The sequence below is a fragment of the Hymenobacter sp. BT559 genome (assembly GCF_016427535.1).
Lineage (GTDB): Bacteria > Bacteroidota > Bacteroidia > Cytophagales > Hymenobacteraceae > Hymenobacter.
In genome coordinates, this window is sequence record NZ_JAELXV010000011.1 from 59,432 (window position 1) to 74,141 (window position 14,710).

Here is a 14,710-nt window from a genome sequence, read left to right on the forward strand (position 1 = left end):
GGGCGGGTACCGGCATTGCAAGCCACCTTTGCAGGATGAAAAACTTCCTCTCCTTCGCCGACGCGGGCGATTATAAGGCGTTGTTGCGGCAAGCCCTGGAAATCAAGCAGAATCCCTACGGCTATCAGCACGTGGGCAAGAACAAAACGGTAGGCCTGATATTTTTCAACCCCAGCTTGCGCACCCGCCTGAGCAGCCTGAAAGCCGCCTACAACCTCGGCGCGCAAGCCTGGGTGCTGAACGCTGGGGCCGACTCGTGGACGCTCGAAATGGCCGACGGCGCCGTGATGAACGGTACCACCCAGGAGCACATCAAGGACGCCATCGCGGTGATGAGCCAGTACTGCGACGTGCTGGGGGTGCGCACGTTCCCGACGCTCAAGGACAAGGAGGCCGACTACAGCGAGGAAGTGCTAAGCAAGATTCTGCAATACGCCACGGTGCCTGTTATCAGCCTCGAAAGCGCCACGCTGCACCCGTTGCAGTCGTTTGCCGACCTCATTACGGTGGCCGAAACCAAGCAAAAGGAGCGCGTGAAAGTGGTGCTGACCTGGGCCCCGCACGTGCGCGCCCTGCCGCAGTGCGTGCCCAACTCGTTTGCCGACTGGTTTTCGGAAATCGACTGGGTAGACTTTGTTATTACTCACCCCCATGGCTATGAGTTGGACCCCAAATTCACGAAGGGCGCCACCATCGAGTACGACCAGCGCAAGGCTTTAGAAGGCGCCGACTACGTGCAGGCCAAAAACTGGAGCAGCTACCGCGACTACGGCCAGGTGCTCAGCAACGACCCTAGCTGGATGCTCACGCCCGAGCACATGCGCCTCACCGACGAGGCCAAATTCATTCACTGCCTGCCCGTGCGCCGCAATGTGGAGGTATCGGACGCGGTGCTAGATGCGCCGGGCTCGCTCATCATCCAGGAGGCGGGCAACCGCACGTTTTCGATGCAGACCGTGCTGCATGAATTGTTGAAATAAATTATTCAACCGCAGCTATCCCACCCCCGGCCCCCTGGCCCCTACCCCCTCCGGGAGAGGGGAGCCGACCGCTAACTGACGTAACCAGATGTCATTCAGTCGTCAGGCTCCCCTGTCCCGGAGGGGGTGGGGTCGCACGAGCGACGAGCACGCTAGCACATTTATGAACCCAACCATCACCATCCGCCCCATCGCGCCTGGCGACAACGCGGCGCTGGCTCGCGCCGTGCGCGACACGCTCAGCGAGTTTGGCGCCGCCAAGCCCGGCACCGCCTATTACGACGAGGCCACCGACCATCTCTACGAACTGTTCAGCCAGACGCCCCGCAGCGCCTATTTTGTGGCCGAACTGGACGGCGAAGTGCTGGGCGGCGGCGGCATCTTTCCCACCCAGGGCCTGCCCGCCGACACCGTGGAACTAGTGAAACTCTACCTGCTACCTGCCGGCCGGGGCCGGGGCGTCGGCAAGGCGCTGATTATGGAGTGCTTCGATGCCGCCCGCGCCGCTGGCTACGCCCGCCTCTACCTCGAAACCACCGATGAGCTCACCCAGGCCATCCCGCTCTACGAGCGGCTGGGCTTCAGCTACCTGCCCGCACCGTTGGGCGACAGCGGCCATTTCGGCTGCCAGATTTGGATGATTCGGGCAGTGTAGCCTGGGGTACCGTGGCCCCTACAGGTCCGCGCGTGGTAGCATCTGGTTGCACTACACGCGCGAACCCGCAGGGGCCACGGTACTTTCTTTGTGCCTAATGCAGCCGATTATTCCCATTTTATTTGCGGCCGTAGTCGGCATGGGCCACGCCTTCGAGCCCGACCACCTGTTGGCCGTGAGCACCCTCGTCACGCGCCACGACCGGCTAGGGCCGGCCCTGCGCGACGGCCTTTTCTGGGGCCTGGGCCACACTACCATGCTGGTTCTGTTCGGGTCCGTCATCATTTTCAGCCGCGCTACTTGGCTGCACTCGGGCTACTTCGAGGCAGCGGTGGGCGTCATGCTCATCGGGCTGGGCATTGGCCGTTTGCTGGATAAGAACTCGTATCAGTCTTTTCAGAAGCCGAAGCAGCAGGCGGGCTTTGCCTACACCGTGGGGCTGGTGCACGGGCTGGCGGGCACCGGCGCGCTGGTGCTGGCGGTACTGGGCGCCATCCCGCAGCCGGCGTGGGCGGTGGCGTACATCCTGGTTTTTGGGCTAGGGTCGGTGCTGGGAATGCTGGTGGCCGTGGGGCTGATGCACCTGCCTTTTACCCAGCGGATGCGGCTAGGCAAGCGGCTACGGGCCAGCGCGGTGGTGCTGTCGTCGGCGCTGAGCATAGGGTATGGCGGGTGGCTGGTTTATATGCATTTGCTCGCCTGACGCGGAAACCTCATCCCCCAGCCCCCTCTCCTTGGGGAGAGGGGGAGCCTGACGACTTCTACTACTAAGCTATGTCTGCTTACGGTCGGCTCCCCCTCTCCCCAAGGAGAGGGGGCTGGGGGGTGAGGTGATGGCGTTGCTAGGCCAATCCCTACATTCGCAACAAAACCGCCCCCATGCACCTCGCCCCTAAAGACCTCGACAAACTCGTGCTGCACCAGGCCGGCGTAGTGGCCCAGAAGCGCTACGCCCGCGGCCTGCGCCTCAACTACCCCGAGGCCGCTGCCCTGCTCGCCACCCAGCTGCTAGAGTTTATCCGCGACGGCGAATCGGTGGCCGCGCTCATGGACAAGGGCAAGCAGCTCCTAGGCTTCGCCGACGTGCTGGAGGGCGTGGCAGAACTGCTGGTCGAGGTGCAGGTAGAAGGCACTTTCCCCGACGGCACTAAGCTCGTGACCGTGCATCAGCCCATTTGCCGCGAGTACGGTGCACCCGAGCTGGCCCTCTACGGCAGTGGGCTGAGCCGGGTGGCACCTAGGGCCGCACCGCCCGCGCCCGCCGTGGTGCCCGGCGAGTACCTGCTGGCCAACGGCGACTTGATTCTCAACGACAACCGCGAAGTAATCGAGCTAGAGGTGCTCAATCGGGGCGACCGGCCAGTGCAGGTGGGCTCGCACTACCCCTTCTTCGAAACCAACGCGGGGCTCGACTTCGACCGAGCAGCGGCCTTTGGCTTCCGGCTTAACATCCCGGCTGGCACGGCGGTGCGCTTCGAGCCGGGCGAGCGCAAGCGCGTGCAGCTAGTAGCGCTGGCCGGCGAGCGCCGCGTGTACGGCGGTAATGGCTGGATTGATGGCCCGCTCGATGAAGCCGGCAAGCAGCAGGCGCTAGGGAAGCTGGGGTAATCAAGCTGTGAAGTATGAACTCTTATTTTATACTCTGGCCTAATGACTGGTGCAAAAGCCTCGCCCAAGCAAACGACTACGGGCCGTTACAGGTAATCTATGGTGGCCCTCATACCTCTGTGCCATCCCTAGGTAAGATTAAAAGCGGTGATTTTATTTATCCCGTTTCCATCAAAAGCGGTCAGCTATTTATTCTAGGAAGAATGCAGGTTGAGCACATTACAGATGCAACTATTTACCTAACGAAGCAGGCTATTGCTAGAATTGATAATGACTTGTGGGACACTACCGCCCCAAGGCTGATTAAGGAGCGACCCGACCTAGGGCATAGAATTCCAAGAAGCTGCGTCGACACTGCTGCTACGGGTAGCGGCACGGGTTTCAGGTTTGATTTTCAAGTACCAACTGACGTAGTTGACGAACTCCGATTCGGCCCAAAAGCAGGACAGGAAAAAGGGCTTTCGCGTGACAAAGCCGGCAAGCTTTCACATGTTGCCCTACAGGGACATTTCCGCAGATTGAGTGCTGATTCTGCTGCTCTCATTGCTGAATTAATGCAGAATTTCTAGTCTTTACACCACACTTATTATGTCCCTACCCCTTCCCCGCCAAGCATATGCCGCGATGTATGGCCCGACCGTAGGCGACCGAGTGCGCCTAGGTGATACTGAGTTGCTGATTGAGGTCGAGCGCGACTACTGCGTGTACGGCGAGGAATGTAAGTTTGGCGGCGGTAAAACTCTGCGCGATGGCATGGGGCAGGCGGCCGGCATCGGGCAAGCCGACGCGCTCGACCTACTGATTACCAACGCGCTGGTGCTCGACTACACCGGCGTGTACAAGGCCGATGTTGGCATCAAGGGCGGGCGCATCGTGGGCATTGGCAAGGCCGGCAACCCGCACATCATGCCTGGCGTGGACCCGCGCCTGGTGGTGGGCGTGACTACCGAAGTGGTGGCCGGTGAGGGGCACATTCTTACGGCGGGCGGCATCGACTGCCACATCCATTTCATTTGCCCGCAGCAGATAACCGAGGCGCTGGCCTCGGGCGTGACCACGATGGTGGGCGGCGGCACCGGTCCGGCCGCGGGCACCACGGCCACCACCTGCACGCCGGGCGCGTTTTACATCGAAATGATGCTCAAGGCCACCGATGCCTTCCCCATGAATTTCGGCTTCCTAGGTAAGGGCAACTCCTCGAAACCCGAGGGGCTAGCCGAGCAGGTAGAGGCCGGGGCGCTGGGCTTTAAGCTGCACGAGGACTGGGGCACTACCCCCGCCACGATTGATAACTGCTTGACTATCGCCGACAAGTACGACGTGCAGGTGTGCATCCACACCGATACGCTCAACGAGAGCGGCTTCGTCGAAAACTCGGTGGCGGCTTTCAAGGGGCGCACCATCCACTCGTACCACACGGAGGGCGCGGGTGGCGGGCACGCGCCCGACATCATCAAGATTTGCGGCGAGCCCAACGTCATTCCGTCGAGCACCAATCCCACGCGGCCGTTTACGGTGAACACCATCGACGAGCACCTCGACATGCTGCTCGTGTGCCACCACCTCGACAAAAACATCCCCGAGGACGTGGCCTTTGCCGAGAGCCGCATCCGCCCCGAAACCATTGCCGCCGAAGACATTCTGCACGACCTAGGTGCCCTGAGCATCATCAGCAGCGACTCGCAGGCTATGGGCCGAGTGGGCGAGGTCATCACGCGCACTTGGCAAACGGCCCACAAGATGCGCCAGCAGCGCGGCCCCCTACCCCAGGATGCCAACGCCCAGCGCCCCAACGACAACTTCCGCGCCCGCCGCTACGTGGCCAAATACACCATCAACCCCGCCCGCGCCCACGGCATGGCCGATGAAATCGGCTCGGTCGAAATCGGCAAACTGGCCGATTTGGTGCTCTGGAAACCGGCTTTGTTTGGCTCGCGGCCCGAGATGATTCTCAAAGGCGGCGTCATCGTGCAGGCCCAGATGGGCGACCCGAACGCCTCTATTCCCACGCCGCAGCCGTCGTTTTCGCGGCCCATGTTCGGGGCGTATGGCAAGGCTACTGGGCCGTGCTCGGTGGCCTTTGTGTCGGGTGCTGCGGTGGAGAAGGTTTCTTCCGGATATGGCCTGAGTAAGCGCGTGCTAGCGGTGAAGGGCTGTCGCACGGTGGCCAAGAAGGACATGGCGCTGAATGACTACCTGCCCAATATCTCGGTAGACCCAGAAACGTACCGCGTGCTGGTAGATGGCGTGCACCTAACGTGCGAGCCGGCACAGACGCTACCGCTGGCGCAGCTGTATAATCTGTTTTAGAGTATAATGGCTACCACCTACCCGCGCGTAGCGGTGCTTTATCAGGCTCAGGAGCCGCCCGTTATCGGTGGCATTCGCAAGCCCATGAAGCCCGGCGGCTATGCCGATAGCGGCGCCGACATTGCCTACGTGCTGCGGCAGGCGGGCGTGCAAGTTGTAACCCCCACGGCTACCCCCAGCCCCGACCGGGACCTAGACTGGGTTTTTCCTGACACCACCGACGGCATTTCGCAGGCCCAGGCCAGTGGCGCGCAAGTGCTCTGGCTCAATACTATCCTGTTCAGCGGCCATCCCATCGAAGCGTATCTGGCGCAGGGCGGCCGCGTGGTCGGCCAGCCACCCGCGCTGGTCGAGCGCTACGACGATAAGTGGACCACCAACGAGTTTCTGCGCCAACAGGGGCTACTTATTCCGCCCGCTTGCATCCTAGAGAAGCCTGAAGCACTACCGCCCGCCTTCTCCTTTCCGGTGGTGCTGAAACCCATTCGGGGCCGCGGTAGCGCCGGCGTGGAGTTGGTGCCCGACGCCACCCAGCTAGCCAACCGCCTGCAGGCGGTGCTCGCAACCGGCGATTTTGGCAGTGCTATACTAATAGAGCAATTTTTGGCCGGCCAGGAAATTACGATAACCGTGATGCCGCCGGGCCACTACCTGCTCGACGGGCGCGAGCGGGTGCAGCCGCAGCATTGGAGCCTGCCGCCGGTCCGACGCTTCAACCACCAAGCGGGCATTGCGCCCTACAACGGTACGGTTGCCGTCACCGAAAACAGCGCGGTGCTGCACAAGGAAGAGTTGGCCACTGCCGCCGTGCGCCAGGCCATGCAGCAGTGCGCCACCGCCGCACAGTTGGTAGCGGCTAAAGCGCCCATTCGCATCGATTGCCGCCAGTGGGTGGCTGGGGGTGACTACTACTTGTTTGACCTCAACATGAAGCCCAACATGACCGGAGCGGCCCGGCCGGGCCGCGAAGACCAAGACAGTCTTTCGGCCCTAGCGGCCCGCGCCATCGGCTGGAGCTACCCCGATTTGCTACTTAATATGCTGCGCCAGGCTTGGCCACAGGTGTAGTGGCTTATTCCTTTGACAATGCTGAAGTAGCTAGCTCTTCTCTCAAATCCAACTCGTTTTCGAGCTGGTAAATCACCTCTTCGTCGTACTCGCTGTGCTGGCGCAGGTGCATCAACCGCTGGCGCTGGGCACCTAGCAGCTCTAGCAGCACGGCATTGTAGGTGGCTATTGTTTCATGGCTGGCGGGCGAGTTGTCGGGGTGGGCGGTTAGCTCGTAGTGCTGCTGAAGCAGGTCGAGCAGTTTGTTGGGATGGGTCTGCGCGTCGTAGTGCTGGGCTAGTTCGGCGAGCGATTCGCGGGCCAGCAATTGACGCAGCGCCTGGTGTTGCTCGTGTGCCGGGCGCAGTTGGTCGCGGTCTTCCACGCCGCCCAGCCAACGGATAAGTAGCGGCAGCGTTAGACCCTGGCCCACGAGAGTTACCAGAATGACTACGAACGTAATAAAAATGAGCAAATTGCGAAGTGGGAAAGGCTGGCCTCCCGCCCCTAGCAGCGGGATGGCCAGCGCCGCCGCCAGCGACACCACTCCGCGCATGCCCGCGTAGCCGGCCACCAGCGGCCCGCGCCAGCCGGGGTGGTCGTCGGCCACCGTAATAAACCGCCCCATAAACGTGCTGAATGGCGAGCCCAACAACGTTAGTACCAGCCGCACTATTATTACCACTGCGCTGATGAGCAGGCCATAGCCCACTGCCTGCAAGCGCGAAGTACCATCTAGGCCGGCCACGACTTCGGGCAGCTCCAGGCCAATAAGCATGAACACGGCCCCGTTGAAAACGAAGCCTAGGGTACTCCAAGTGCTGTAGGCCTGCTGCCGGGCAGTGGCCGAGAAAACCGTGTGGCTGTGGTAGGATAAAAAGAGGCCGCCCGTCACCACTGCCAGCACACCCGAGCCGTGGGCCGCCTCAGCCAGTAAATAGAGACTGTAGGGCGCTATCAAGGTGAGCACAGTGGTGAGGTTGGCCGTCGGACAAATCCAGCGATGAATCACGTAGAAGCCCATTGCCACCAGCAGCCCCACGGCCACGCCCACCACCGTCATGAGCAGTAGCCCGCCCGCCGCCTGGTGCCACACAAACCCACCCGACACCACCGCGGCGGCCGCAAACCGAATGACGATAAGCCCGCTGGCGTCGTTTACCAGACTCTCGCCTTCCAAAATGGCGAGGAGCCGCCGGGGTAGTCCCATGCCCTTCATAACGCTGGTAGCCGCTACCGCATCGGGCGGCGACACAATGCCCCCTAGCAAAAAGCCCAGCGCCAGCGTGCAGCCCGGAATAACCGCGTGCGCCACCCAGGCCACGCTAGCCGCCGTGAGCAACACCATCCCAAACGCAAAAAACAGAATAACCCGCCGCCAGCGCCAAAAGTCCTTCCATGATGTAAACCAGGCCGCTTCGTAGAGCAAGGGCGGCAGAAATATCAGGAAAATAATATCGGGACTGATGCGAACGATGGGCAGGCCCGGTACTAAACTCAGCCCTAGGCCACCCAGCACCAGCAAAATGGGGTAGGCTATTCGCAGGCGGCGGCTCAGCCCTACCAGCAGGCAGATAACCAGCGCTAGGCCCAAACAAAGCAGTATGTTGTCGTGCATAAGGTCAAGAAAACAGCTAATCTGACGTGCCGAAAGTAGGCAGGAATAACGTGTACCAGGAACACCCAAGGCTGCACGTTAGTAGCAACCTAGGTGATGTAGCTTGCGGCTTCAAGCCCTTTGCATGTCTCAGCTAGCCCGCCTGCTTCACCTCGCCGATTCGGCCCTGCCCACGGGCTCGTTTGCCTACTCCTACGGGCTAGAGAGCAGCCTCACCTTTGGCTTGCTGCGCACCGAAACTGAATTTCGGGCCTACCTCTATTCATTTCTTCAGCAGGCGGTTGGCTTTGAGTTGCCTTTCCTTACGTCGGCGGCAGTAGTACCCAACGCCGACCTAGGGCCACTCTTATTAGAGTACGACGCCCAGTTGCTCACGCCCGCGCTGCACCGCGCCAGCCTCACGCAGGGCAAAAACTGGCTGAAGCTGCTGAGCACTTTTTATCCCGAGGCGGCCCTAGGTGAGCTGAGTATCGAACTGGCGCGGCAAGCGCTGCCCGCGCACTTCGTGCCGCTATACGGCCTGAGCCTGGGGCGCGTAGGCTTCGCAACCGCTGATATTCAACACGCCTACCTGCACCTGGCCCTACGCGACCAACTGAGCGCGGCCATTCGCCTGGGCTTTATGGGGCCGATGGCGGGGCACTTGCTGCAACACGATTTTTACGGCGTTTTTGAAAATTTGCTAAGCGCGGCCGATATTCGGCCTTACACGGAGGCCACGCGCTGCACCGTGCTGCTCGATGTAGCCCAAATGCTACACGACGACATTTACTCGCGGCTATTTCAGAATTAACTGGTCAAATGGCTGAATAGCTGAACTGTTGCAGGGTTGAATTGTCCTTTGCGCATTTTCCTCAGCAGTCCAGCCATCTAGCCGTTTAACAGTCCAACCATTCATCACATGGCTTTCGTCGATAAACTTGCCTTGCTACTTCACAGTCACAGCCACGAGGTGCTGGAGTCGCCGGGCAGCTTTGCGGAGCGGGAGACGCGCCGGCTGCCTCCCTACCGCAACTTCCGCAAACGGGCATTTACGGTGGGCATTGGGGGGCCGGTAGGCACGGGCAAAACGGCGCTGCTCAAGGCCTTGTGCGAGCGCTTACGCGACGAATACCGCCTAGGGGTGGTTACAAACGATATTTTTACCCGCGAGGACGCCGAGTTTCTTATCCGCGAAAGCGCCCTCACCGCCGACCGCATTGTGGGCGTCGAAACCGGCGGCTGCCCCCACGCCGCCATTCGCGAGGATATCTCGCTTAATATGGACGCGCTGGAGGGCCTGATGCAGAAGTTTGATAATCAAATCGACTACCTATTTGTGGAAAGCGGCGGCGATAACCTGGCCGCGCACTTCAGCCGCGAGCTGGTCGATTACTCGATTTATGTCATTGATGTATCGGGCGGCGACAAAATTCCGCGCAAGGGCGGCCCAGGCATTACACAGGCCGATTTGCTGGTCATTAATAAGATTGACCTGGCCGAAATTATTAAGGCTGACCTAGGCGTAATGGAGCGAGATTCGCGAAGAATGCGCGGCGAAGGACCATTTATTTTTGCCAGAGCCACAGATGGCTTTAACTTAGGCGCAATTATCGACCACATTCACATGGCTAAAGTCCAAGCACTAGCGGCCGTGCGCGAAGACCGACGATAGGGGAAGACCGGCCTCCACCCGGCTTCCCCACGCCAGCCGGCTCGCCCACCCGCCTTCCTTAGCCCGCCTCCACTGCGGGCAATCGCCTCTGGCACGGTTACGGCCGCGCCTCCCCACCCCTCCCCCACCCCCTTTCTCGAATGCCCGCCTTGGGCACTAGTCTGGCCCCACCCCTAGGGGCACCGACTAGCGCCGCGAAGCTGTGGCTACCCACCAGCCACCACGCCTAGGGCGCCGGGGTTGGCGGAAAGGTCTGCGCGGACACTAGCTATTTTGTAACTATCCCCTTTTTAAATATGACCACGCCCACCCTTTACCGGCCCGAGTTTGAGCACGATGCGTGCGGCACGGGTTTTATCACCTACATCGACGGGCGCAAGAGCCACCAGATTGTGGCCGATGCCCTCACCATGCTCGCTAATATGGAGCACCGCGGCGCGTGTGGCTGCGACTCCGACTCGGGCGACGGCGCAGGTGTGCTCATTCAACTGCCGCACTGGTTTTTGCTGGAAGAGTGCGTGAAGCACGGCATTCGGCTGCCCGAGCCGGGCAACTACGGGGTGGGCATGGTTTTTCTGCCTAAGAAAGAAAAGCTGCGCGAGGCCTGCCGCGAAATCATCGCGGCCTCGGCGGCGCGCCTAGGTATTCCGGTGCTGGGCTACCGGCCGGTGCCCGTGCGCACCGAGGGCATTGGGGTCACGGCCTTATCGGCCGAGCCAGTCATTGAGCAATTGTTCCTAGGCCGGCCGGTGGGGCTGGCCACCGAGGCCGACTTCGACCGCAAGCTCTACGTGCTGCGCCGGTTGATTATTAAGAATTTGAACGAGCAGCTGCCGGCCGCGCTCGATGCGTTTTACTTCGCCTCGCTCTCGTGCCGCACCATCGTGTATAAGGGGCAGCTCACCACATTTCAGGTGGGCATGTACTACCCCGACCTCAGCGATGAGCGCGTGACGTCGGCCTTCGGACTGGTGCACTCGCGCTTCTCCACTAACACTATGCCGTCGTGGAAGCTGGCGCAGCCCTTCCGCTACATGGCGCATAATGGCGAGATTAATACGCTACGCGGCAATCTAAACTGGTTCTACGCCGGCCTGCCGACCTACACGTCGCCCTACTTCTCGGCCGAAGAAATGGAGATGCTGCTGCCCGTAATTGACGCGGGCCAGTCGGACTCGGCCTGCCTCGACAACATCGTGGAATTGCTCACGCACTGCGGCCGCTCGCTGCCGCACGTGATGATGATGCTGGTGCCCGAGGCCTGGGACGGCAACGAGCAGATGGACCCGCTCAAGAAGGCGTTCTACGAGTTCCACGCCACCTTTATGGCGCCTTGGGACGGCCCGGCCGCGCTCAATTTCACCGATGGCAACCTAGTGGGCGCCATGCTCGACCGCAACGGCCTGCGCCCGCTACGCTACGCCATCACCAACGATGGCCGCGTGCTGGTGGCCTCTGAGGCGGGCACGCTGCCGCTGGCCCCCGAGAGCATCACCAAGAAAGGCCGTTTACAGCCAGGCAAGATGTTCGTGGTAGATATGGCCGCCGGCCGCATCCTCACCGATGACGAGATAAAGGCACAAGCCGCCGGGCAGCAACCCTATGGCCAGTGGCTCGACAACTACCAGATTCGCCTCGAAGACCTACCCGAGCCGCGCCTCACCTTTACTGACCTAGGGGCCGAGGCCGTGCTGAAATACCAGCAGGCTTTCGGCTACACCCGCGAAGACCTCGAAACCATCATCGCCCCGATGGCCCTGGAAGCCAAGGAACCCATCGGCTCGATGGGCGTGGACGTGCCCCTGGCCGTGCTCTCCGACCAGCCGCAGCACCTGAGCAGCTACTTCAAGCAGTTCTTTGCCCAGGTTACCAACCCGCCCATCGACCCCATCCGCGAGCGGCTGGTGATGAGCTTGGCCACCTTCATCGGCAACAACGGTAACATCCTGGATGAAGACCCGCGCCATTGCCACTGCGTGGCCGCCAAGCAGCCCATTCTCGGCAACCGCGAGCTAGAGAAGCTACGCAGCATCGACACGGGCTCGTTTCAGGCCAAGACCTTGCAGACTTACTTCAAGGCCGACGGCAAGCCGGGCGCGTTGCAGCGCGGCCTGGAGCGCCTGTGCCGCTACGCCCAAGACGCAGTAGATGATGGCTTTGAGGTACTCATTCTGTCTGACCGGGCCATGGACTCGGAGCACGCCCCTATTCCGTCGCTACTAGCGGTGTCGGCGGTGCATCACCACCTCATCAAGCGCGGCTCACGCGGTTCGGTAGGCCTGGTGGTAGAGGCCGGCGATGTGTGGGAGGTGCATCACTTCGCCTGCCTGCTGTCGTTCGGGGCTACTGCTATCAATCCTTACCTGGCGCTGGCTACTATTCAAACTCGCCACGCGGCAGGGCTGCTGGGCGCGAATTTGCCCGCCGAAAAGCTAGCCTACAACTACATCAAGGCGGTGTGCGATGGGCTGTTGAAGATTTTCTCGAAGATGGGTATCTCGACCTTGCAGAGCTACCACGGCGCGCAGGTATTCGAGATTTTGGGTCTCAACCAGAGCGTAGTAGACCAGTATTTCAACGGCGCCGTAACCCGTATTCAGGGTCTAGGGCTGGATGAGATTGCCAAGGAAACGCTCTACAAGCACTTCCACGGCTTCAAGCAGGAAAGCACCGTTGGTCCCGAGTTGCTCGACACGGGCGGCGTGTATCAGTGGCGGCGCAAGGGCGAAGCGCACATGTTTGACCCCGAGACGGTTCACTTGCTGCAACACGCCACCCGCACTGGCAAGTACGACACCTATAAGAAGTACGCCAAGCTGCTCAACGAGCACCCCAATCAGCTGTTCACCATTCGGGGGCTGCTAGGTTTTGCCAAGCATCGGCCCAGCATCGCGCTCGAAGAAGTGGAGCCCATCGAGGGCATCATGAAGCGCTTTGCGACGGGTGCCATGTCGTTTGGCTCGATTTCGCACGAGGCGCACAGCACGCTGGCTATTGCCATGAACCGCATCGGCGGCAAGAGCAATACCGGCGAGGGCGGCGAAGACCCGCTGCGTTACGAGCACATGGCCAACGGCGACTCGATGCGCTCGGCCATCAAGCAGATTGCCTCGGCCCGCTTCGGCGTGACGGCACATTACTTGACCAATGCCGACGAGCTGCAAATCAAGATGGCCCAGGGCGCTAAGCCCGGCGAAGGCGGACAACTACCTGGCCACAAAGTAGATGAGTGGATTGCCAAAGTGCGCCACGCCACGCCCGGTGTGGGCCTGATTTCGCCGCCGCCGCACCACGACATCTACTCCATCGAGGACCTAGCCCAGCTGATTTTCGACCTCAAAAACGCTAACCGCGCCGCTCGCATCAACGTGAAGCTGGTGAGCAAGGCGGGCGTGGGCACCATTGCGGCTGGCGTAGCCAAGGCGCACGCCGACGTGATTCTCATCTCGGGCTACGACGGCGGCACGGGCGCCTCGCCGCTCAGCAGCATCCGGCACGCCGGCCTGCCCTGGGAGCTCGGCCTGGCCGAAGCGCACCAGACGCTGCTGCGCAACCAGCTTCGCAGCCGCGTGGTGCTGCAAGCCGATGGCCAGCTCAAAACCGGCCGCGACCTCGCCGTAGCGGCCCTCCTAGGTGCCGAAGAATTTGGCGTAGCCACGGCGGCGCTCATCGCGGGCGGCTGCATCATGATGCGCAAGTGCCACCTCAATACCTGCCCGGTGGGCGTGGCTACCCAAGACCCCGAATTGCGTAAGTTGTTCAGCGGCAAGCCTGAGCACATTGTCAACCTCTTCCGCTTCCTAGCCGAAGAGCTGCGCGAAATCATGGCCGAGCTGGGCTTCCGCACGCTCAACGAGATGGTGGGCCGCAGCGAATTCTTGAAAGTGAACCCCGAAGCCGGCCACTGGAAAGCCAAGCTCATCGACCTCGACGCCGTGCTGCACCCAGCCCCGAATATTTCGGGTGGCACGCTCTACAACAGCGAAAGCCAAGACCACGGCATCGACGAGGTGCTCGATTGGCAGCTGCTGGCCTATGCCCAGCCGGCGCTAGAGCATCAGAAAGCCGTAACGGCCGAGTTCGACGTGAAGAACACCGACCGCACTATTGGCACTCTGCTCTCCAACGAGATTGCCAAACGCTACCATTCGGCTGGCCTGCCTGCCGATACCATTCGCTATAAGTTTACCGGCTCGGCCGGGCAGAGCTTCGGCGCGTTCTCGGCTAGCGGCCTTACTTTCAAGCTCGAAGGCGAAGCCAACGACTATGTGGGCAAGGGCTTGAGCGGCGCACGCCTAGCGATTTTCCCGCCCACGGCTAGTACGTTCATCCCTGAGAATAACATTCTCATTGGCAACGTGGCGCTCTACGGCGCCACCTCGGGCGAGCTGTATGTGCGCGGCAAGGCCGGCGAGCGCTTTGCGGTGCGCAACTCGGGCGCCACGGCCGTAGTCGAGGGCGTGGGCGACCACGGCTGCGAGTACATGACCGGCGGCCGAGTACTAGTCCTAGGTCGCACGGGCCGCAATTTCGCCGCCGGCATGAGCGGCGGCCTGGCCTGGGTCTACGACCCTGAGGGCCAGTTCCCCGTGAACTGCAACCCCGACATGGTGGCCCTCGAAGGCCTCACCGAAACGGATGAGACCGAGATTCAGACGCTGCTCAAAAACCACCATGAGCTGACTGGCAGCCACCTAGCTAACTTCCTGCTGGGCAATTGGGAGGAGGAAGCCGGGCGCTTCGTGAAGGTATTCCCGCTGGAGTACAAGCGGGTACTAGAGAAGATGGTGAAGGTGGGATAATAGTAATTGACCGCCTCGCAGGCGTCCCATCCCTAG

11 protein-coding genes are annotated in these 14,710 nt (G+C 61.3%); 10 read left to right on the forward strand and 1 reads right to left on the reverse strand.

What is annotated here, in order from left to right:
* Window positions 1-35 precede the first annotated feature (35 nt).
* The 7 genes from JAO77_RS22775 to JAO77_RS22805 all read left to right on the forward strand — a co-directional run bounded on the left by JAO77_RS22775 (window position 36) and on the right by JAO77_RS22805 (window position 6,621).
* Window positions 36-980 (forward strand): Rossmann-fold NAD(P)-binding domain-containing protein, encoded by a 945-nt coding sequence (locus tag JAO77_RS22775; protein ID WP_198992848.1) that lies wholly within the window; start codon window positions 36-38, stop codon window positions 978-980.
* A gap of 163 nt (window positions 981-1,143) precedes the next feature.
* Window positions 1,144-1,635: a GNAT family N-acetyltransferase gene (locus JAO77_RS22780; RefSeq protein WP_198992849.1), complete on the forward strand. Its 492-nt coding sequence runs from the start codon at window positions 1,144-1,146 to the stop codon at window positions 1,633-1,635.
* A 97-nt stretch (window positions 1,636-1,732) separates the two neighbouring features.
* Complete coding sequence (locus JAO77_RS22785; protein ID WP_198992850.1) at window positions 1,733-2,338, forward strand: urease accessory protein; 606 nt, start codon at window positions 1,733-1,735, stop codon at window positions 2,336-2,338.
* 176 nt (window positions 2,339-2,514) lie between these two features.
* On the forward strand, window positions 2,515-3,243 hold the full coding sequence (locus tag JAO77_RS22790; protein WP_198992851.1) for an urease subunit beta: 729 nt from the start codon (window positions 2,515-2,517) through the stop codon (window positions 3,241-3,243).
* A gap of 14 nt (window positions 3,244-3,257) precedes the next feature.
* Window positions 3,258-3,812: a hypothetical protein gene (locus tag JAO77_RS22795; RefSeq protein ID WP_198992852.1), complete on the forward strand. Its 555-nt coding sequence runs from the start codon at window positions 3,258-3,260 to the stop codon at window positions 3,810-3,812.
* A gap of 19 nt (window positions 3,813-3,831) precedes the next feature.
* On the forward strand, window positions 3,832-5,553 hold the full coding sequence (ureC, locus tag JAO77_RS22800; RefSeq protein WP_198992853.1) for an urease subunit alpha: 1,722 nt from the start codon (window positions 3,832-3,834) through the stop codon (window positions 5,551-5,553).
* A 6-nt stretch (window positions 5,554-5,559) separates the two neighbouring features.
* Window positions 5,560-6,621: an ATP-grasp domain-containing protein gene (locus JAO77_RS22805; protein WP_198992854.1), complete on the forward strand. Its 1,062-nt coding sequence runs from the start codon at window positions 5,560-5,562 to the stop codon at window positions 6,619-6,621.
* Window positions 6,622-6,625: 4 nt separating this feature from the next.
* Here the strand turns inward: JAO77_RS22805 and JAO77_RS22810 are convergent, their stop codons facing one another.
* Complete coding sequence (locus tag JAO77_RS22810) at window positions 6,626-8,218, reverse strand: Na+/H+ antiporter (protein ID WP_198992855.1); 1,593 nt, start codon at window positions 8,216-8,218, stop codon at window positions 6,626-6,628.
* Window positions 8,219-8,342: 124 nt separating this feature from the next.
* On the opposite strand from JAO77_RS22810, the gene JAO77_RS22815 reads away from it, so the two are divergent.
* The 3 genes from JAO77_RS22815 (at window position 8,343) to gltB (ending at window position 14,674) form a co-directional block, all read left to right on the forward strand.
* Complete coding sequence (locus JAO77_RS22815) at window positions 8,343-9,011, forward strand: urease accessory protein UreF (RefSeq protein WP_198992856.1); 669 nt, start codon at window positions 8,343-8,345, stop codon at window positions 9,009-9,011.
* A 108-nt stretch (window positions 9,012-9,119) separates the two neighbouring features.
* A complete protein-coding gene (ureG, locus tag JAO77_RS22820) occupies window positions 9,120-9,872 on the forward strand; it encodes an urease accessory protein UreG (protein ID WP_198992857.1) in 753 nt (250 codons plus the stop codon).
* 296 nt (window positions 9,873-10,168) lie between these two features.
* Window positions 10,169-14,674: a glutamate synthase large subunit gene (gltB, locus tag JAO77_RS22825; protein ID WP_198992858.1), complete on the forward strand. Its 4,506-nt coding sequence runs from the start codon at window positions 10,169-10,171 to the stop codon at window positions 14,672-14,674.
* The last annotated feature ends 36 nt before the right edge of the window (window positions 14,675-14,710 follow it).